Raw genomic sequence first — 20,881 nt, 5'->3', positions numbered from 1 at the left:
AGGGTTTTGTTCCCCCCTCTGTCTTTCTTATTGTTTCAGCAACTGTTCTGCTGCAAGTACCAGGAACATATAGTGGGACGAACCTCCTCCCAACACATACTCAGTCTGTTGCCAGAGGAACGGGAACGTCAGGAGTTCCGGGAAGTCGGGACGGATAAGCGCTGTACCGGAAATGACTCCACCGGGAATGTACGACCAGTCTGCGCGGTTCAGTCCGTAGCCTACAGTGGCTGATTGTGCGCCAACACCCGAGGCGAAGGAAGCCTGGTTGGAGCCCGGGTGGCATCCGAGAATGAAGTTGAGGGCATTGAATACCGGTGCTTTCGGGAATATTTCCGGATAGGCGGTTGTCAGGAAGTAGTGCTGGAAGCCGAAACGCTGTATATCCCAGCCTGCACCCCAGATATTCGGACGGTAGGGAACGCCATAAGGAGTTTCATGCACTTGCTTGTCCAGTTCTTGTTTGTATCCGGCCAGAGCTTTGCGGAAAGCGGTAGAGAAGGCTTTGGCTTTCTTGTTCTTCATCTGTGCAAACTGTTGTTCTACGCGTGCCGTGTACCAGCCGATTCGGCCTATCTGCTTGATGATGAGCTCCTGGTTGTCCAGGATGAAGTCCATATAGGGTTGTTCGCCCGTGGTGAGGTACAACTCTACGGCTGCCTGCACTTTGGGGAACAAGGCTCTGTTGTTGCCGCTTTCGGTAGAAGCATATACTTTGCGGGCAATGTCGAGACAATGTACACTCAATGTATCATTGAAGCCTTTCAATACGCGTGATACGGCAGCAAGTTGGGCGGCTGTCGACAGTTCTCGTCCGGGGTTGTCCTCTGTAAATATCCAACGGTCGTCTTCATTACCGATTTTTCCGTCCGTCATGGCGGCGGCATCACCCAGAAGTACGTATTGGCGAAGGTCGTTGCAGATGATTCCCCGGTAGAGACGTCCCAGTGCCAGGTAGCCGTTGACTACCGTAAGGGCGCCGTTCTCTACTTGTTGCAGCAGGTCATTCTTACCGTCGGGCTGGTGGATTTCCGTCACACGGTTTATCTGGTCGATGGAAGTCACGTCGAGATTCGGGCGGAAAGCTTCGTAGGCCAGTGCCAGGATATAGGATTCTCCGGCTTGGGATTCGATGCGGAGGTCAAAGTCTCCGGCATCGTGCCAGCCGCCTATGTTCACTCCGGGAACCACTTCACCCGGTTTGAATTTGGACAGGCCCTCTTTCTGGTCGTAGCCGTCGATATGATTGTGTGCCGGTGCCATCCGGGCATCGTCCATGTGGCAGCAGTCGTGCCATACGCGGTATTTCTCGTTGACGCGCATGTGGCACATCTGTACGGGAAGGAAGTATTCCAGTACGGGTTGCCATACGCCACGGGCATATACGTCATTGTCGATGCGGAAGATAGGAGATACGGAGGTATCGTATTTAATCTTGTAGAGTCCCGGTTCCTTCACATCCGTGAAGTCCACCTTCAGATAGTTGTATCTTAGGAACTTGCCCCAATTGGCAGGAGTGACGTTCTTGACCACTTTCTCGCCGTCTGCGTCAATGCGGATGATTTGTGCCGTTTCCTTTCTATTGTCACGTATATCCATTTCGATGACGGCTTCCTTGTCCTGGGCGGGATGATAACCTATCTGTGAAGTCTGGATAACCGGCTGATACATCCAGTCGGCCACTACGTTCGGAGTGATAATCCATTTGACGACCCCTTTGGTGACACCCGGTTTTATGTTGCTGCGCAGTACGAACCAGCCGTTATTGTGGTTCATACGCCCGTCAAACAGTTGTAGGTCACCACTCAATGATTCGATGGTTACTTTGTTGTAAGGGTCGTCGGGGCGGGAGGTAAACTTACGGCCTTTGGCATAAGGTTCGCTGATGATGTCGTCGGCCACAATCGGGCTGTAACCTTTTCCTATCAGTTTGTCCATGTCTGCCAGCGATTGCTTGCCGTCATGATAATTTCCCGTATGCAGATAGTTGGGTTGGGTTGTCATTAGGGGGGAGTTGGGTTGTTGCGGGAAGATGCCGCTCTGACCGTCCATAATCCAGGGCTTGCCGAAGAGGGAACCCGGGAAGAATTCAAGGTTGAAGCCCACTTTTCCGATGAATTCCTGGGGAATGGGGCGGTCCAGGTCTACGGTCACCTCTATGTGTTTACCTTTGCTTTCCACTTGTACCGTATATATAAGGTGGAGATCCGGGTAAATCATCGGGTTGAATCCGGTGAGGTGGCGTGAGGAGTCGGGATAGCAGAGCGTAGCGGTGATGCTGTTGTCGCTGAGCTTCCGGTCGAGTTGTTTCGGTACGGGCTGCCATTGTCCGGGGGTGGCTTCCAGTCGGATGTCTCCATTCGTTGCTACGCGGTGTCCATTCATGATGATACATACTCCTCCTTGGTGTCCCTCGGGATAGATGTCATCAAAAGCCATGACGTCTACTCCCTGGTTCTTGAAATAACCGGAAGATGTCAGCTTGAAATCTTGTGCATGCAGTGCACCGCTACTGCAGAGCAGTGCCAGGGCGGATGCGAATAGAAAATGTCTCTTTCTCATAGTATCTATTTTTGAGTTACAGAATTCTCCACTAATATACGGACTAAAAAGGAAACGGATGGTTTTTGTTTGTAGCCAATAACGTTATAAAATGTATCTTTTTCCGGTGTTTGCCTATGTTTCTGGGGCAGATATTGTAGCACTTGACGAACACTGGTGTTTGACAAAACAAGGATTCAGTACCCAAAAATGACCTTTATCGGAACCAATTGTATCCCTTGAAAAAGGATGGCAATGAGTAATGACAACTTGTTTTTTTGTAAATTTGCAGTGTAACTATGGCCAATTTCTTAAATCGCTACATTATGAGACACCTATTTCCCGTTTTTCTGCTGATTGTAGTAGGGCTGCTGATTGCACCTTTCCTAAAAGCGCAATCACACGCGGATAAGATTTTAAAAGATGAGATAACCTCAGACTTGAAAGAGAATATCCTCTCTTTTTGGGAAAAATACAGTGTAGACCCTTCCGGAGGTTTTTACGGTTCATTGGGACGTGACGGTGCCCCGATAGCGGATGCTCCCAAAGGAGGCGTACTGAATGCCCGCATCCTCTGGACTTTTTCAACCGCTTATCGGATGTATGGCGATGCTGCCTACCGCAAACTGGCTGACAGGGCGCAACGCTATTTCATAGACCACTTCATCGACCCGCAGTATGGAGGCGTATATTGGCTGATAAAAGCAGACGGTACTCCACTGGATACGGACAAGCAGACTTACGGCTGCTCTTATGCCATCTACGGTTTGTCCGAACATTTCAGAGCAACAGGCAACAATGAAAGCCTGCAAAAAGCCATAGAGCTTTACCGGACCGTGGAGAGCAGAATCAAAGACCCCGTAAACGATGGTTATATAGAATCTTTCACCCGCGAATGGGAAGTTCCCAAAAAGCTGGGATATGATGGAGATGGTGTTGCCACCAAAACAATGAATACCCATATCCATGTATTGGAGGCATACACAGCGTTATATAAAGTATGGAAAGATGACGGCCTTCGCGAGCGCCTTGCAAAAGTGATAAACTTGATAACAACCAAACTGTATAACTCACAAACACATCACCTGATATTATACTGTGATTCGAACTGGAACAATCTGGATGACATTGACTCTTACGGGCATGACATCGAAACTTCCTGGCTGCTGACGGAAGCTGCAGAAGCTCTGGGTGACCCGGAGGTCATCGGGAAATGCAGGGAAGTGGCTTTGGAACTTGCAGACGCCTCCTTGAAAGAGGGCATCAACCCGATGGGTGCCATGATGTACGAACGGCATAAGGACAAAATCAGGAAGGATGCTTCCTGGTGGTGCCAGGCGGAAACTGTGGTAGGATGCATCAATGCCTGGCAGCTGACCGGTGAACAATCTTATCTGGACAGTGCCGTCCGTACCTGGAACTTCATCAAATCACGGATGATAGACAAGGAGTATGGCGAATGGTTCAGAACTGTGCTGGAAGATGGGACTCCCCGCTACAAGGAACCTAAAGCAAGTATGTGGAATTGTCCTTATCATAACAGCCGTATGGGGTTTGAGATTGATACAAGACTGAAATGACAACCTTTTATATATTTGATATAATGAAGAATTTACGAATTTTCCAGTTGGGAATGGCTGCATTGCTGTGTGGCATATTGTCTCTGCCGCTTTCTGCCCAGACGGAAGTGATGGCATGGAGCAATATCACGGGTGTCCGTGTAGACGGTGAATTGATAGACTTTGAGTCGTCCCTGCGTGTCGGAACCTTGAAAGGGGATATGGAGATTACCGGAAAGGAGAAGCAGGTCCGTCCCGTTTTCCATCGTGAGGGGGATATGCAGGAAGTGACGACTACTCTGCGAGGTGTAAAGTTCCATCAGAAAGTGACTGATAAGGGAAAAGGCTTGGTGGAGATTTCTATTGATGCGCTGTCGGACACTACTTTGAACCAGACAGCCTATTACTGTATTGCTTTAAGTCCGGAAAACTACGCTGATGCCAAAGTAAGGACAAGTGGCAGGAAGCTGACCGTTACTTCGGCTAATAGGAAGTTGGAATTCAAGTTCAATAAGTCTGTAAAGGCCACGGTTGAAAAAGAATCCACCGGTACCGTAGTTTATATCTCGCTGATGCCGACTCTGAAAAAGGCTGAGAGAACTGCATTGTCCATGGCACTGCATGCTTCCGGAGTGATAGATCATAGTGACGCGGAAATTATATTGGATATGCAGAATCCGGGCAGTCTGTTTACAGGCTTTGGAGGGAATTTCCGCCTGCAGAATCCTGCTGCCGACCCTAAAGTGATAGATTACTGTCTGGAAAATTTGCGTGTAGCCTATGGACGTGTGGAATTTCCGTGGAGATTGTGGCAACCGGAAGAGGAAGCCGACCCTATTGCCACCGCACAGAATGGGGGACTGAACAAGCGGGTGGAGGAAAGTCTCCTCATGGCAAAGCGCTTGAAGGCGATGGGAATGCCGGTAATACTAAGCTGCTGGTTTCCACCTGCGTGGGCCATTGACGGAGGTCCTGCAAGTTATGCTCGTCAAGGCGGTGTCATTGCTTATCGTCTGGATAACCGGAAAAAGGAGAAGATTTATAAATCCATGGCAGATTATCTGTTGTATGCCAAACAGTATTATGGTATTGAGTTCTCCATGTTCTCGTTCAATGAATCGGATTTGGGTATTGATGTCCTCCACACTCCGCAGGAACATGCAGATTTCATTAAGGAGTTCGGTGCTTATCTGGCAGGGTTGAATCTTCCTACCCGCATGCTGCTTGGCGACAATTCGGATGCCACGACTTTCGATTTCATCCTTCCTGCTTTGAACAATCTTGAGACTCATAAGTATATTGGTGCAGTTTCTTTCCATTCATGGCGTGGTTGTGATGATGTTACGTTAAAGAAGTGGGCGGATGCTGCCAAAGCGATCAATGTACCACTCTTGGTTGGTGAGGGTAGTACGGATGCCGCTGCTCATGGTTATGCCGAGATATTCAATGAGTCGACGTTTGCACTTTATGAAATCAATCTGTATACGCGTATTTGTGCCATTTGCCAGCCATTGTCCATCTTGCAGTGGCAGCTTACTTCAGACTATTCGTTGTTGTGGGGAGACGGCATTTATGGTTCCAAAGGTCCTTTGCGTCCTACGCAACGTTTCTGGAATATCAAGCAACTGGCCTCCACTCCGGCCGATGCCTTGGCCATTCCGGTCAGTAGCAGCAAGAAAAACGTAAACTGTGCGGCTTTCGGAAATATGGTGCGTGGGGAATATGCCGTCCATATGGTCAATAATGGGGCGGATTGCGAGGCGGTCATCTCCGGTATCCCTGCAGAAGTGAAGGAACTGAAAGTCTATGTGACCAATACAAAAGACTGCATGAAGGAAACTGCAGTGAAAGTGGAGAATGGGCAGGTACGGGTACACTTGCCGGCCATCAGTTTCATTACCTTATTGTCTGATAAATAGTTTTGAAATAGAATAATATAAATGATTACTAAAGAATAGTGATATGAATATAACTACATGTCTGTTTACAGTTCTGGGAGGGATGGCCACTTTAGGGCATCCTTCAGAAACTATACGTTTGAATCAGTTAGGGTACTATCCCCAGCAGGAAAAAGTAGCTGTGGTGAATACCGGTGAGGTCCGTGAATTTACCATAGTAGATGCAGCCACGGGTAATCGGGTATTTTCCGGTAAGCCCGGATATATTGCTTCATCTGCTTGGTCGGATAAGAGCAGGACGATATTGGATTTCAGTGACATCACGGCACCGGGAAACTATTTTCTGATGGTTAACGGAGATTCAGTGGCATTCGAAATAAAAGAAAGAGTACTGTCCCCTTTGGCCGATGCAGCTTTGAAATCTTTCTATTACCAACGTACGGGCATGCCCATCGAAGCGACTTATGCGGGTCGGTGGAGCCGTCCGGCAGGCCATCCCGATGACAAGGTACTGATACATCCCAATGCTGCCGGGCCGGAACGTAAGGCGGGAACGGTGATTTCTTCTCCGGGAGGATGGTATGATGCCGGAGACTATAACAAGTATATTGTGAACTCCGCCTATTCCATTGGACTGATGCAGGCGATTTATGCCCGCTTTCCTGATTATTTTATCCGTCAACAGGTGAACATCCCGGAAAGCGGAAACCACACGCCCGATTTGCTGGACGAGATGTACTATAACCTGAGATGGATGCTGACTATGCAAGACCCTGCCGACGGAGGAGTCTACCACAAGCTGACTACCCCTTCGTTCGAGGGATTCATCAAGCCTACGGAGTGTAAGCAGCCTCGTTATGTGGTTCAGAAATCAGTAACGGCGGCATTGGACTATGCTGCGGCTTTGGCGCAGGCTTCTGCCTTGTTTACTCCTTACGAAGAGGATTATCCGGGCTTTTCGACAGTGGCTTTACAGGCTGCCGAACGTGCTTACGCCTGGGCAGAAGCGCATCCGCAAGCGCTCTATCATCAGGACCTCCTCAACAAGCAATATCAACCTGCCGTGGTTACGGGAGCTTACGGTGATCGTAGTGCCGATGACGAATTCTTCTGGGCGGCTTCCGAGCTCTATCTTGCTACGGGAAAGCCCGTTTACCGGGAACAAGTGAAGAAGCATCTGCCGACTGCATATAAGACTCCTTCTTGGGGCAATACCACTGCGTTGGGCGTGTTTGCCTGGCTGCAACCGGGCAGGGAATATCAGGGTGAAGACGTGGAATTGGCAAATGCCATGAAAGACCTGTTACTGGACTATGCTGTCGAGGCTGTGCGGGGTGCTGACCGCTCTCCTTTCCATGCTCCTTACGGCAACGATGCCAAAGATTTCTTCTGGGGATGCCTTGCCGAAGGGTGTGCTAACCAAGCCACTTCACTGGTTTGCGCCTATTTGCTTACGGGCGAGAAGTCGTACCTGACGAACGCCTACCGCAATATGGACTACATTTTAGGAAAGAATGCTACGGGATATTGTTATGTTACCGGTTTCGGGATGAAGAGTCCTCTGTATCCGCACCATCGTCTTTCTACATCGGATGATATAGAGGCACCTCTTCCCGGTTTCCTGGTTGGCGGTCCCAATCCTGGGCAGCAGGATGGCATTGCTTATGCTTCCAACCTGCCGGATGAGTCTTATGCAGATGTGGAGGGTTCGTATGCTTCCAATGAGATAGCCATTAATTGGAGTGCCGCTTTGGTGGCGTTGGTGTCTTCGTTGGATGCTTTGATGTCAAAATAATGTTGCTATTCAGCCTGCTGCCTTATAAATTCGGATGGGCTGATGTTGAACTCTTCTTTAAAATGTTTGGAGAATACCTTGGGGGAGTTATACCCCAAGGTATATGCAATTTCCGAAACTTGCATCTGGCTTTCTGTCAAGAGTTGTTGTGCACGTTTCATACGGATGGTCCTGATGAATTCGATGGGTTTCTTTCCCGTTATCTTAATCATTTTCTTGTAGAAATAGCTGCGTGATATATTCAGGCTGCTGGCCAGCTCCTCGACGGAAAACTCGGTTTCGCTGATATTGTCCTCTACAATCTGGATGGCTTTTTCCACCAGCTGCCGGTCAAGGGGAGTGATGGTGATACGGCTTGGCTCGATTTTAATGTCCTGATTGAATATTTCCTGACGTTTGACGTTCATCTCGATAATCTTGTTGATGCGCAGCTTGAGGACTTCCATATTGAAAGGCTTGGTGATATAGTCGTCTGCACCAACGCTAAGCCCTTCCAATTGGTGTTCTTCACTTGTCTTAGCTGTCAGGAGGATAATGGGGATATGGGAGTAGCGTATGTCATTCTTGATGGTTGAACATAGTTCCAGACCATCCATCTCGGGCATCATGATGTCACTGACCACTAAATCAATATCTTCCTTTTCCAGTACATTTAGTGCATGTTTTCCGTTTGTGGCTTTTAATACATGATACTGCCTGGCAAGACTTTCAGAGAGAAATTTCAAGAAGTCGTAGTTGTCATCTACGAGTAGTATGGTGAATGGATGGGATTCTTCCTTTATTTCCGGTTCTTCGACCGGTTCTCCGTTTTTGGTTTCATTACTGTTCTGGTGCAGGGGTAGGGTAATCAGGAATACAGAACCACAAGGCTGGTTATCCCTGACACAGACAGTACCCTGATGCATCTTTACGTATTCGGAAACAATGTGCAGTCCAATGCCGCTGCCTCCGTTGCTCGACTGGTTTTTGCTCGACTGATAGAATCTTTGGAATATTTTCTCCTTGGATTTATCTTCTATGCCGCAACCGGTGTCGGTAAAGGTCAGCTCAAGATTTGTGCCTCTTACGGCAATATCCAGTGAGATGCTTCCTTTATTGGGAGTGAACTTGAATGCATTTGACAGGATATTTGTGCATATCTTGCGTATCTTGCCATAGTCAAAATCCATGAATACAGAATGTTGTGGAGCGGTAAGGCTATAGCTGATGTTCCGTTTCTGTGCTATCGGATCGAAAGAGTGGAATATTTCACTCAGAATGATAAGGATGTTGTCATGTTTGCATTTCAGGGTTTCAGCCTTGGCATCCAGCTTTCTGAAATCCAGCAGTTGGTTAATCAATTCCAGCAGATAGTCGGCATTTTGTTTGACTATATCCAGAATGCCTTTACGATATTCGGGATGGTCTACGAAAAACTCTTCAAGCGGATTGATGATAAGTGACAAGGGAGTCCGCAGTTCGTGGCTTATGTTGGCAAAGAACTGCAGTTTCATATTGTTGATTTTCTGCTGCCTTTCATTTTCCACCTCGATGGCCTGCATGATTTGTTTCTGCTTTTGGCGTAAGCGCAGATTGCGGATAATGGACAGAAGGATACACAAAATGATACCGGTATATATGGTATAGGCCCACCAGGTGCGCCACTAAGGAGGGAGTATCTTTATTTTCAGTTCCTTGACGTTGGGGCTCCATATGCCTTGTGAGTTGCATGCCTTAACGGATAAAGTATAGTTTCCGGCAGTCAGCATGGATAGGTTTACTTTGTTGTTTTCAACATAAATCCAGTTGGAATGAATCTTATAGGCATATTTTATCTTATCCGTTTCCACCAGGTCGAGGGCAGAGAAGGACAGAGTGAATGAATTTTCCTTTTCAGTGAAGGAAAGATGTTGTGCACATTCAAGTGAGCTGCCGTTCAGGATGTCCGGATGGGGCATTCCGGATTTGAATTCAATGTCGGTAAGGTAAATGTTGGCATCATAACTTGTGGTCAGGATGTCTTGTGGAATGATAGTCTGGTAACCTTGAGGAGTACCTATCAGTATATTGCCGTTCTGCAGTTTGAGGATGGCGTGGACATTGGTATCGTTGCATATCAGTCCGTCGCTTACGGAGTAGTTCACGATGGTGTATGTATCGTTTGTTATTTTGATTCGTGAGATGCCGTTGCCGGTGCCAATCCACATTTGGTTGTTGTTGTCTTCCGTGATGGCTCTGACGAGATTGGCGGCAAGCCCGTTTTTCTGGTCAAGGAAGTAGATGGAGTCGTTCTTCTGGTTCCATATGCTCAGTCCGTGTGGATGTCCTATCCAAAGAAGGTCCCGGCTGTCCTTATAGACAGTGAGCATATTGTTCTCCTTGAAACGGCTGGCTTCGGCGTATATATTATAGGCTTGGGTTTCCGTATCGATAATAATGAGTCCTCCTCTGGTTGCTACGTAAAGGGTGCTGTCTTTGTCATAGTACATATCACGGACAAAGAATTCTCCCGGACGGTACAAGATGGTGTCAAACTGCCCGGTTTCCGGATTTAACCTCTGTATATATCCTTTCATGGTACCTATCCAGATGTATCCGTGTTTGTCCACCTCTACTGTATACACATTGTTTTCGAGAAGCTGGCTGTTGCTTACCGTGTATTGTTTGATTTGCCCTTTCGAGTAGCATAGCAGTCCTTTCTGGAAGGTGCCTATCCATAGGCGGTTTTTGGAGTCGATGGATAAGTCGACTACAATATTGGCGGGAGTTGCTATCTTTTCGTATGAATCGGTCACCAGTGAACGTCGGATTAGTCCCGTACCGTCTGTTCCGTAGTAAATGGATTCCTGGCTTGTGTCTTCGCAGAAGGTTAGGATATCATCATATTCCAGGGATTTGTTGCATAGTATGATTTGAGACATGGGGCTATAATAGGAAATACCGTGTTTGAAATTCCCTATGTATATGGTTCCGTCTTTGTCCCGGTAAATGGTATTCAGATTGTTGCTGGCAATGGTGTGCGGTTTCAATGGATTGTGCACCAAGTTGGTAAGAGATTTGGTCAGGGCGTTGTAAACGAACAACCCCATATGGCTGGTAAGTATCCATACGTTGCCGTCTCCCAGGTCGAGGATGCGTTGCACGCGATTGTACTGTATGTGAGTGTTATTGTTCAGGCTGATGTTCTCCCATTGCTGTGTAAAACTGTTCTTGTGCAAAAGCAGGCTGTTTTGGAAGGTGTATACCCATAGGTTTTCGTTTTGGTCTATGTAAATGTGTGGCTCATGATTCTCCAGCAAAGGTCTATAGATGGCGGGAATGGCTATTTCCTTGACTTCGGAAGTCTGCTTGCTGATACTGTATAGGATACCGTTGGAGTACATTATATAAATGAACTGGACACCTATATAGAGGCTTGAAATCTTTTCAACTGCCAGTGGATAGGCTTTGATGGAGCTGTTGTCCATGCTTCGTATGTAAAGTTTGGAATAGTCGTAGGCCCAAAATTCATTCTTGGAGGTTTTTCCCATCCTCAGAATGTTTTTACTGGGGATTTGCAGCCCATCGAGTATGGGTTTATAGTCATTGTCGAATTTACCGGTCTTATAATTATAGATACTGTAGCCGCTGGAAGTCCTTATCCATACATTGTCGTCCGGTCCTTCGAAAATTTCGCTGATGGCATCGTCCGGCAGGTTGGAGTTGTTCTGGTAATACTGCTGGAAGGAGTAGCCGTCGTATTTGTTGAGTCCTGATTCTGTCCCCACCCAGAGGAATCCCCTATTGTCTCTGTAGATGCTTCGGATACTGTTGTTGGAGAGTCCTTCTGTTGTAGAGAGCTGCTTGAACATGACAGCCGGCGGGATTTCCGTTGAGTTACCTTGAACAGTAAGGAGAAAGGTCAGGTTGCATATAAGGAATAGGAGCAGTTGTTTCATGTATTTTCTTTATTAGAAGGATTAACAATATTGTAACTGCAAACTTAAATATAATCCTCCGAACGAGCAAGGGAAGATTTGCGTATTCGCGTGGGATGATATCCTCCGTTTGGTGAAAAATAGTATGCATTTTGTTTCCAATGATCCTATATGGGTTCTATGAAACAAAACCGGATATTAAAAGACATTTTTAAGGCATCTGTGTTTCCTTTAAGAAAAATACATTTGCAGGCAAGATCATTTAAATCCTAATAGTATGAAGAAAGAACTTTTAGCAGTGGCGATGCTGTTGTTTGCCGGCGGCAATCTGTTGGCACAGCCACATGTCAATGACGGTACCTCGTATCTGATGAACCAACCTCTGGACATGAGTACCGATTTCCGTGACTTGAGTAATACTTTGTTTTTTGCAGATCACCTGGAGTCATTCGATGCCAAGTCGGGTGAAGGGCTGGTGAACTGGAAACGCGGGCATCTGATGCCCCGTCAAGCCTTCAATACCAACGGTGCACAGCCCCGGAAAATGAGAATGCTCGATTTTCCTTTCACTGCCTATGAAAATGACCCTAACCTCAAATTCAAGATTGACTTTGTAACTCCGCGTACGGTACGTATCCGTATGCTAACGACCCCGGTGGAACCTAAACCTGCCGCTTCCATCATGTTGGTAAAGGAACCGGGCAGGGATGGAAGCTGGAAAGTTACCGAGACGAATGACAAGATTGTCTATTCCAGTGACTATGGAACCATTCAGATTAACAAGAATCCCTGGAGAATCGTCTTGAAGGATAAAGCCGGACGTATCTTGAGCCAGACTGCCGCTTTGAGTGATGCGGACTCTACGCAGGTAAAATATACACCGTTCTGTTTTGTGAAGCGGGGAAGTGACAATGCCCGCCGCATCAATCCGGTATTTACCTTGACTGCGGATGAAATGATTTTTGGTTGCGGAGAGTCTGCCACTGGGCTGAACAAGGCCGGACAGAAGGTGAACTTGTTTGTTACAGACCCACAAGGGCCTGAGACGGACCAGATGTACAAACCGATTCCTTTCTTTATGAGTAACCGGGGATATGGCATGTTTATGCATACATCCGCTCCCGTGACTTGTGATTTTGGTGCTACCTATATTGGGCTGAACAAAATGTTCATGGGTGACGAGAACCTGGATTTGTTCGTTTTCTTCGGCGAGCCGAAAGATATTCTGGACGAGTACACCGATTTGGTAGGAAAGCCGGGCATGCCCCCCTTGTGGTCTTTCGGTACGTGGATGAGCCGTATTACCTATTTCAGTGAAAAGGAAGGTTATGATGTAGCGGCCAATATCCGTAAGAACAAGTATCCGTGCGATGTTATCCATTTCGATACCGGCTGGTTTGATGTGGACTGGCAGTGTGACTATAAATTCTCCGAGAACCGTTTCCAGAATCCACAGCAGATGTTGAAGGATTTGAGGTCACAAGGTTTCCATGTATGTTTGTGGCAGTTGCCTTATTTCACTCCTAAAAATCGTTATTTCTCTGAACTGATAGAGAAAGACATGTATGTGAAAAATGGAAATGGTGAACTTCCCTACGAAGATGTGGTGCTCGATTTTTCCAATCCGGAAACCGTAAAGTGGTATCAGGACAAACTGGCGGGATTGCTGAATATCGGTGTCAGTGCCATTAAAGTAGACTTCGGCGAGGCTGCTCCACTGAACGGTATTTACGCTTCCGGCAAGAGCGGATGGTATGAGCATAACCTCTATCCGGTGCGTTATGATATGGCAGTGTCCGAGATAACCAAGAAGTTGCACAACGAGAATATAATGTGGGCACGTGCCGCATGGGCCGGTTCCCAGCGTTATCCATTGCATTGGGGCGGTGATGCTGCAACTACGAACACGGGACTGCTAGGTACGCTTCGTGCAGGCTTGTCCTTCGGCTTGTCCGGTTTCTCCTTTTGGAGCCATGATATGGGTGGCTTTGTAAAAGCCACTCCGGAGGACTTGTATTGCCGCTGGATACCGTTCGGTTTTCTTACTTCCCATACCCGCGCGCATGGGGCACCTCCGACAGAGCCGTGGTTGTACGACAGCAAGCGTGTGCAGGATGTCTTCCGCAAGAGTGCAGAGATGAAGTACCGTCTGATGCCTTATGTGTATGCTCAGGCTAAGGAATGTACAGAAAAGGGCTTACCGATGCTAAGAGCCTTGTTTGTAGAATTTCCCGATGATCCGGGAGCATGGAAAGTGGATGACGAGTATCTCTTCGGTTCGCAGATTCTGGTTGCCCCCTTGCTTGAATCCGGTATGACGGGCCGCACAGTTTACCTTCCCGAAGGAAAATGGATAGACTACCAGACAGAGAAAGTCTACGAAGGTGGATGGCACCAAATTGAAGCAGGCAGTCTGCCGATAATCATGCTGGTACGTGACGGTTCGGTACTTCCTCATCTGAAGTTGGCGCAGTCCACTGTTGAGATGGATTGGAGCAAAATGAACCTGAAGGTATACAGTGCTGACAAGAAGCAGGCGGAAGGATTGGTTTGTCTACCTGCCGACAACCGTATTCAGGTTGTGAAAGTGGATTGTGGAAAGGCCAAACCGCAACTGTTGAACCAGGTTGAAGGCACTTCCCTGAGTTTCTGAACTTAATCTTTGAAAATCTATATTGAATTCACCCCTGCCGGTATGGAAGAGAAAGGGATATAGTTACCGAAATCTGTGTTACTATGGTGGCACAGATGTGCCTTCCCAATGGCACGGCAGTGCCTCTATAGTGGCACAAAATTGTGTCGCATATCTTTTTCCCGATGTGCTTATGACCGGGGTATTTGTTAAACCTAAGTATTTAGTATTTATGAGAAATGTGATGAAGTATTTGGGTATCATGTCAGTATCGCTGGCATGTGCCGGACCTCTCTTTGCAACAAGCGTACAGCCGTTTGCAGGTGTCACTGTCGTACAGCAGAGTGTAGTTACTGTGAAGGGCCAAGTGGTGGATGAGAAAGGCGAGCCCATCATCGGTGCCAATGTCATTGTGGAAGGTACGACAAACGGTATGATTACCGATTTGGACGGTAACTTCTCCTTGCAGTGTCCCGTAGGTTCTACGCTGAAGACCAGTTACATCGGTTATCTGGCGCGAACGGTCAAAGTAACCGGGAATATGAATGCTCTGAAAATTATTTTAAAGGAGGATACCGAAACCTTGGATGAGGTAGTTGTTGTGGGCTACGGTACGATGAAGAAATCCGACCTCACCGGTTCTGTGGCTTCCGTGAATGCGGAGGAAATGATGAAGCGGAATCCGGTGAACTTGGGACAAGGTTTGCAGGGAGCTGCGGCAGGTGTATCTGTCATCCGTTCTTCCGGTGACCCGGAAGGAGGTTTCTCCATCCGTATCCGCGGTGTGGCAACCGTGAATGGCTCTGCCGACCCACTCTATGTAGTGGACGGTGTGCAGGTGGGAACTTCCATCGATTTCTTGAATCCTAATGATGTAGAGTCCATCGAAATTCTGAAGGATGCTTCGGCTACGGCAATCTATGGTACTCGCGGTGCCAATGGCGTCATTATGATTACTACCAAGAACGGTGGTAAGGGGAAGGCAAAGGTGAACTTTTCGGCCAACTATGCCCTCCAGTTCAATTCGAATAAGATTGATGTGGCTGATGCGGGCTTGTTTGCAAGTGCTGTACGTTCCGCCGTCAAGAATGACGGTATTGCCATGACCAATCTGGCATATGGCGAGGATTACATAGGCAGACTGAACAGCATTGACTGGCAGGATGAAATGTCACGCACGGCATTACAGCAGAACTATAACCTTTCTGCTTCGGGAGGCAGCGAAAATACCCAAGCCAACTTATCTCTGGGTTATTTGAACAACCAGGGTATCGTGATTGAGTCGAATTTTAAACGCTTGACGGCACGCGCTAATATCACTCACAAAGTGAAAGACTTTCTGCATGTAGGCTTGAACTTGAACTATGCACATTCGGAAAAGATGGGAGGAGGCAACCTGAGAAACTATGCACAAGCCATTCCAACCATGGATTATGTAGAGGACGGTGTTTTCTATTCCATGCCTATTGTGTTGCCCGACGGTACTTGGGGACATTACAAGAAAGAAGGCAATGGAGACGTGAACAAGGGAGCTGACAATCTGGTTGCTGCTGCCAAGACTGCCGACAGTATTAATAAATGGGACCGTATGCTTGCTAGTGCTTTCCTACAACTCGATTTGTACAAAGGATTGACTTTCAAGACTATTGCCAGTTATAATTATTATACAAAAGGTTATAATGGCTATACAGCCTATAATGATAGAACCTTTGGAACTCAAGACCGTAAGGACTCGTTCTCGCTGAACCAGAGCCAGTCCACTTCACTCGGTCTGGAAGCGTTCTTGAACTATGACTGGTCCAATGAGCATCACCGCGTAAGTGCAATGGCCGGTTTCTCTACCAGCGATACGAACGGTGCCTGGCTGAATTCCAGTGCCAACGATTTCCCGGCAGACAACATCCGCAAAATTTCATTGACCAATGACCCATCGTCTAAACAAACGGATGGTGGGCTGGATTTGAAGACAAGATTCCTTTCTTACTTCGGCCGTCTGACTTATACTTTGAACGACCGCTATATTGTGACTGCAACGGTACGCCGCGACGGTTCTTCGAACTTTGGTGCCGGCAATCGTTATGGTACATTCCCTTCCGCTTCTGTAGCTTGGCGTCTTTCCGAGGAAAAGTTCATTAAGGATTTAGAACTGTTCAGTAACTTGAAGTTGCGTGCCGGATGGGGACAGACCGGTAATGCGGGCAATGGTACCAACTTGTCCATAGCACAGTTGTCTTCGGCAAATGCAATGTACTGGTTCTTTAATGGTTCGAGTGTGATTAACGGTGCCGGTATTGCCCAGCAGAAAGAAATTGATACCAACCTGAAATGGGAAACCAATGAGCAGACAAATATCGGTATTGACTTTGCCTTTATGAACAATGAGCTTTCTTTCTCTGCCGATTACTTTATCCGTGACGCAAAGGATCTGCTTCTGTATCGCCAGATTCGTCCTTCTACCGGTTTCTCCAATGTCTATACTAACGCGGGACATATCCGTAACTCAGGTTTCGAGTTTACTGCTGCGTGGAACAAGAGCTTCAGCGATTGGAATATCGGCATAAGACTGAATGGGTCTACCCTGAAGAACGAGGCTATTGAAGTCGGCGATCCGATATTCAGCAAGTCAGGTTCAGCACAAGATGGCGACAACTGGGACAACCACTCCATTACACAGAACGGCTATCCTGTAGGTTCCTACTATGGCTGGAAGGTAGAAGGCATTTTCAGAACCCAGGCCGAAATTGATGAAATGAATAGGCTGGCGGTTGAAAAGGGAGTTGAAAGTGGTGTATATCAGGACAAGACTACCCAGCCCGGCGACTATAAGTTTGTTGATTTGAATGGTGACGGGCAGATTACCGATGCCGACCGTACTGTTATAGGCAATGGATATCCCAAGTTCACTTACGGAATGAACCTTACCGCTTCCTGGAAAAACTTTGATTTCTCGATGAACTTGTACGGTGTAGCCGGTATGGATATCCTTTCTTATTCTTCGGCCCGCTTGACCTCAGTCTATGCACCCGACGGCGGTTATCAGAATGTACTGAAGGAATATATCAATAATGCATGGTCATCTTCGAATACCGGCGCCAAATATCCGCGTATCACCAAGACAGACTATAATAAGAACATGCGTGTGTCCGACGCCTACATCCAGAAGGGGGATTATCTGAAGATTTCAAATATTCAGATAGGATATACATTCCCGAAGAATGTGCTGAAACCGGTGAAAATGGAAAATGCACGCGTATTTGCCAGTGTCGACAATGTATGTACCATCTCTTCGTACAATAAGTTCGGCGATCCGGAAGTCGGTGACTCCAATGTATTGTATTCGGGATTTGACGGAGGACGTTATCCGTTCCCGATGTCGGTTACTTTCGGTCTGAGTGTACAGTTCTAATACTAACGGATAAAAAATATGATTATGAAAAACTTATATAAACTGTTGATCGGTGTGCTGGCCTTAAGCACCGTAACGTCTTGTGACGATTATTTGGAAGTGGATCATTACGATATTCTTCCGGCAGATTTCATGTTTAAAACGGAGGAGAATGTCCTTTCCGGATTGAACGGACTTTATGATACCTTTTATACGGACCAGCACGGTTCCGGTGATGACGAAACATGGGGATTCAAGCCTCAGGTATTTGCTGCCAACCATTCTACGATGGACTGTCAGGCTTCCGGTTGGGATGCGGAATGGCAGCGTCATGCCTGGAAACCCGATAAGGGTTCCCTAGAGACTGCATGGCGGATGAGTTATCGTGCAGTGGACCGTGCAAACCGTTTCCTGGCTGGCCTGGAGACGGCGGATGCCTCTATATTTGCGGACAGCAATTCCAAGACCGTTTATGAAGCGCAAGCACGTGCCATCCGCGGTTATAACTACCTTTACCTGACGAAACTTTTCGGAAGGGTACCGATGTTGCTTACCGGTGAAACCTATACTACTTCGGTAGGAAAGGCACGTCCGGAATCCGTGGATGAGACTTATGCGGCTATCGAGGAAGATTTGTCTTTTGGACGCGACCATCTGGACTGGTTACCCATGAATGGTGAATACGGACGTATAACCAAGGGGTTCTGCAAAGCTTATTTGGCCGAGCTGTATATGTTGAAGAAAGACTTTACGAAAGCCAAGACGGAACTAAAGGATATAGTGGACAGTGGAACCTATTCATTGGAGCCCTGCTTCGGTAACCTGCATGCCTGGGATACACATTGGACCAAAGAATCTGTATTTGAGGTGATGTATCATGAACAAGGATATATGGGCTGGGGAGCCGATTCGTCTTCAGATGCCATGATGTGGTACGGATATATGTGTGCGGCACCCGAATGGGGAGGCTGGGGGTCTCTCTGTCTTTCTTGGGAGTTTGTACGTTCCTTTGAACCGGGTGACAAACGCCGCCAATACTCTGCTGTTGCCAAAGGGGATACGCATCCCATTACCGGGCAGACTGTAGGGGTGACAAGTGGTTTTGACGGTCTTTTCCAAGGTTCCGAAAATATGCCTACTGTTTATTCCTTGAAATACTGGAGATGCAAGCCAGGTGAGAACAACAAAGTATTCAACCCTATTTCGTTGACTTTGAAGCGTTATGCAGGCATCATGCTCGACTATGCAGAATGTTGTTTCGAGACAGGTGACAACGCTACCGGATGGAACATGATACGTCAGATACGTAACCGTGCTTGGGGTAATTTGGAGATGGGAGCGACGATGATTGACCTACCCGCCGACATGTTGAATACCCAGACGGTGGAAGTGCCGGATGCAGAGACCTATTATACAAGCTATAAAGCAGCCAAAGGCTATACTTCTCCGGTATGGAAGGTGGCGCTGATTATAGAGCGTCGCCATGAATTCAATGCCGAGTTCTCGCTTTACCATGATTTGTGTCGTATGGGTATGTGCAAAGAATGGTTTGCCGCCGAATATCCGAAGACAGTAGCCAACTCTTCACAAGAGGCTTGTCTGCAGACTGGTGACTCATTCCGTTTCTTTGAGCACGAGGCTTATCAGGAAATCTTCCCGATTCCGACGAATGAGATTCTGACCAACCCGCTCATCAATCAGGCTGACCAGAATCCGGGATATTGATAAATTATAAATAAACACTTAATAATAAAATATTTGTGAGTGAAATGTCAGGCACCAGTAGTTGTTGTGATAGACGTCAGCGTCTGTCGTGATGAAAGCCGGTGTCTGACATGACAAACACCAGTACTTGAGACGACGAACACCAGTTTCTGATAAACGGGGAATTATACAAGGAAAAGTTTGATGGTTTTAGAGAATAATTATGGAAAGGAAGATGTTTTATTGGATAGCACTGCTGGTTGCGTCTTGTCTGGCAGGCTGCCGGTCGTATTCAGGGGAGACAGATATGCAGACACGCATGCGTACAGAGATTGTCACGAATGTCAGAGACAGCGTGTTGCCGTTTTGGATGGATTATGCAGTGGCTCCCGACGGCGGTTTTTATGGAACTGTATTGCGGAATGGTACTCCGGTAGTGGATGCTCCGAGAGGAGGGGTTCTGAATGCCCGGATTCTGTGGAGTTTTTCTGCCGCATACCGTACATTTAAGGATGAGGCTTATCTGAAGCTTGCGGATAAATCGCAACGCTACTTCATTGATACATTTATAGATAAAGAACATGGTGGGGTATATTGGCTGGTCAATCCTGACGGTGAGGTGCTGAATGCTTCCAAATATACGTATGCCATGACCTACGCCATCTATGGGTTGGCTGAACACTATCTGGCAACGGGTAACAGCGAGAGTCTGGATATGGCTGTCGGTTTATATCATACCTTGGAGGAGAAAGGCCGCGAACCGCAATATGACGGTTATGTGGAATCTTTTACTGAAGATTGGAAACAACTGGATAATTATGATAACAATGCACCCAAGACTATGAATGCGCATTTGCACGTGCTGGAGGCTTATACCCTTTTATATCAGTGCTGGAAAGACGACGGACTGAGGAAAAGACTCGAATTCTGCACCGAGTTGTTTATGGACCGCATTTATGACTCTTCAAGGAGACATTTTAATTTGTTCTTTGATAATGCATGGAACAGTCTGGTTGAGATGGACTCTTATGGACATGATGTAGAGGCGGGATGGCTGCTTTGTGAGGCTGCCCGTGTGTTAGAAGATCGGCAACTGATGGATAGGGCGAATCGGCTTGCGCTGGATGTGACGGATGCTTGCTTGGCGGAAGGACTGAGTGACAAAGGGTATATGATGTATGAAAAGAAGGGCGGAAGAACAACCGGGCATGCCTCATGGTGGGGCCAGATTGAAACGATGATAGCTTGTGTCAATGCCTGGCAAATCAGCGGGAATGACGTTTATCTGCAATCGGCCGATACGGTTTGGACTTTCGTAAAGGACTGTATGATAGACCGGGAATACGGTGAATGGTACAGTGATTGTTTTGATGGAGAACCCAAGAAGGATACTCCCAAAGTGAGTATGTGGCGTTGCCCGTATCATACGGTACGCTTGGGAGTAGAAATACATAATCGTTTAAAATAGTAT

The 20,881-nt window shown here is 47.2% G+C and carries 10 protein-coding genes; 7 read left to right on the top strand and 3 right to left on the bottom strand.

Going from position 1 to position 20,881, the window contains the following annotated elements:
- Positions 1 to 27: 27 nt before the first annotated feature.
- The gene (locus JXR92_RS03705) at positions 28 to 2,562 is read right to left on the bottom strand and encodes a glycoside hydrolase family 9 protein (protein WP_138346121.1); all 2,535 of its coding nucleotides are present in this window, start codon (positions 2,560 to 2,562) and stop codon (positions 28 to 30) included.
- Positions 2,563 to 2,867: 305 nt separating this feature from the next.
- On the opposite strand from JXR92_RS03705, the gene JXR92_RS03700 reads away from it, so the two are divergent.
- From JXR92_RS03700 to JXR92_RS03690, 3 genes are read left to right on the top strand one after another with little or no spacing between them, the layout of a single operon-like run.
- Positions 2,868 to 4,121, top strand: coding sequence for an AGE family epimerase/isomerase (locus tag JXR92_RS03700; RefSeq protein WP_138346119.1), 1,254 nt, complete (start codon positions 2,868 to 2,870; stop codon positions 4,119 to 4,121).
- 23 nt (positions 4,122 to 4,144) lie between these two features.
- Entirely contained in the window at positions 4,145 to 6,019 is a 1,875-nt protein-coding gene (locus JXR92_RS03695; RefSeq protein WP_226791264.1) for a glycoside hydrolase, read from the top strand.
- A gap of 43 nt (positions 6,020 to 6,062) precedes the next feature.
- Positions 6,063 to 7,793, top strand: a complete 1,731-nt coding sequence (locus tag JXR92_RS03690) for a glycoside hydrolase family 9 protein (protein WP_117965007.1) — start codon at positions 6,063 to 6,065, stop codon at positions 7,791 to 7,793.
- A 5-nt stretch (positions 7,794 to 7,798) separates the two neighbouring features.
- On the opposite strand, the gene JXR92_RS03685 is transcribed toward JXR92_RS03690, so the two are convergent.
- A complete protein-coding gene (locus JXR92_RS03685) occupies positions 7,799 to 9,394 on the bottom strand; it encodes a hybrid sensor histidine kinase/response regulator transcription factor (protein ID WP_226791262.1) in 1,596 nt (531 codons plus the stop codon).
- 42 nt (positions 9,395 to 9,436) lie between these two features.
- Positions 9,437 to 11,710, bottom strand: a complete 2,274-nt coding sequence (locus JXR92_RS03680) for a ligand-binding sensor domain-containing protein (RefSeq protein WP_226791260.1) — start codon at positions 11,708 to 11,710, stop codon at positions 9,437 to 9,439.
- Between the two features lie 256 nt (positions 11,711 to 11,966).
- On the opposite strand from JXR92_RS03680, the gene JXR92_RS03675 reads away from it, so the two are divergent.
- The 4 genes from JXR92_RS03675 to JXR92_RS03660 all read left to right on the top strand — a co-directional run bounded on the left by JXR92_RS03675 (position 11,967) and on the right by JXR92_RS03660 (position 20,878).
- Positions 11,967 to 14,342, top strand: a complete 2,376-nt coding sequence (locus tag JXR92_RS03675) for a glycoside hydrolase family 31 protein (protein WP_138346115.1) — start codon at positions 11,967 to 11,969, stop codon at positions 14,340 to 14,342.
- A gap of 211 nt (positions 14,343 to 14,553) precedes the next feature.
- Complete coding sequence (locus JXR92_RS03670) at positions 14,554 to 17,727, top strand: SusC/RagA family TonB-linked outer membrane protein (RefSeq protein WP_226791258.1); 3,174 nt, start codon at positions 14,554 to 14,556, stop codon at positions 17,725 to 17,727.
- A 24-nt stretch (positions 17,728 to 17,751) separates the two neighbouring features.
- Positions 17,752 to 19,431: a RagB/SusD family nutrient uptake outer membrane protein gene (locus tag JXR92_RS03665; protein ID WP_057253926.1), complete on the top strand. Its 1,680-nt coding sequence runs from the start codon at positions 17,752 to 17,754 to the stop codon at positions 19,429 to 19,431.
- Between the two features lie 202 nt (positions 19,432 to 19,633).
- Positions 19,634 to 20,878 (top strand): AGE family epimerase/isomerase, encoded by a 1,245-nt coding sequence (locus JXR92_RS03660; protein ID WP_138346112.1) that lies wholly within the window; start codon positions 19,634 to 19,636, stop codon positions 20,876 to 20,878.
- The last annotated feature ends 3 nt before the right edge of the window (positions 20,879 to 20,881 follow it).

Source organism: Bacteroides parvus (assembly GCF_017309675.2).
Classification (GTDB): Bacteria; Bacteroidota; Bacteroidia; order Bacteroidales; family Bacteroidaceae; genus Bacteroides; species Bacteroides uniformis.
This window is presented reverse-complemented; position numbering and strand designations above follow the sequence as displayed.

Bases quoted from the DNA above. Each gene is read 5' to 3' on its own strand.
- JXR92_RS03700 (WP_138346119.1), top strand. From the start codon at position 2,868: ATGAGACACCTATTTCCCGTTTTTCTGCTGATTGTAGTAGGGCTGCTG.
- JXR92_RS03705 (WP_138346121.1), bottom strand. From the start codon at position 2,562: ATGAGAAAGAGACATTTTCTATTCGCATCCGCCCTGGCACTGCTCTGC.
- JXR92_RS03665 (WP_057253926.1), top strand. From the start codon at position 17,752: ATGAAAAACTTATATAAACTGTTGATCGGTGTGCTGGCCTTAAGCACC.
- JXR92_RS03670 (WP_226791258.1), top strand. From the start codon at position 14,554: ATGAGAAATGTGATGAAGTATTTGGGTATCATGTCAGTATCGCTGGCA.
- JXR92_RS03675 (WP_138346115.1), top strand. From the start codon at position 11,967: ATGAAGAAAGAACTTTTAGCAGTGGCGATGCTGTTGTTTGCCGGCGGC.
- JXR92_RS03680 (WP_226791260.1), bottom strand. From the start codon at position 11,710: ATGAAACAACTGCTCCTATTCCTTATATGCAACCTGACCTTTCTCCTT.
- JXR92_RS03660 (WP_138346112.1), top strand. From the start codon at position 19,634: ATGGAAAGGAAGATGTTTTATTGGATAGCACTGCTGGTTGCGTCTTGT.
- JXR92_RS03695 (WP_226791264.1), top strand. From the start codon at position 4,145: ATGAAGAATTTACGAATTTTCCAGTTGGGAATGGCTGCATTGCTGTGT.
- JXR92_RS03690 (WP_117965007.1), top strand. From the start codon at position 6,063: ATGAATATAACTACATGTCTGTTTACAGTTCTGGGAGGGATGGCCACT.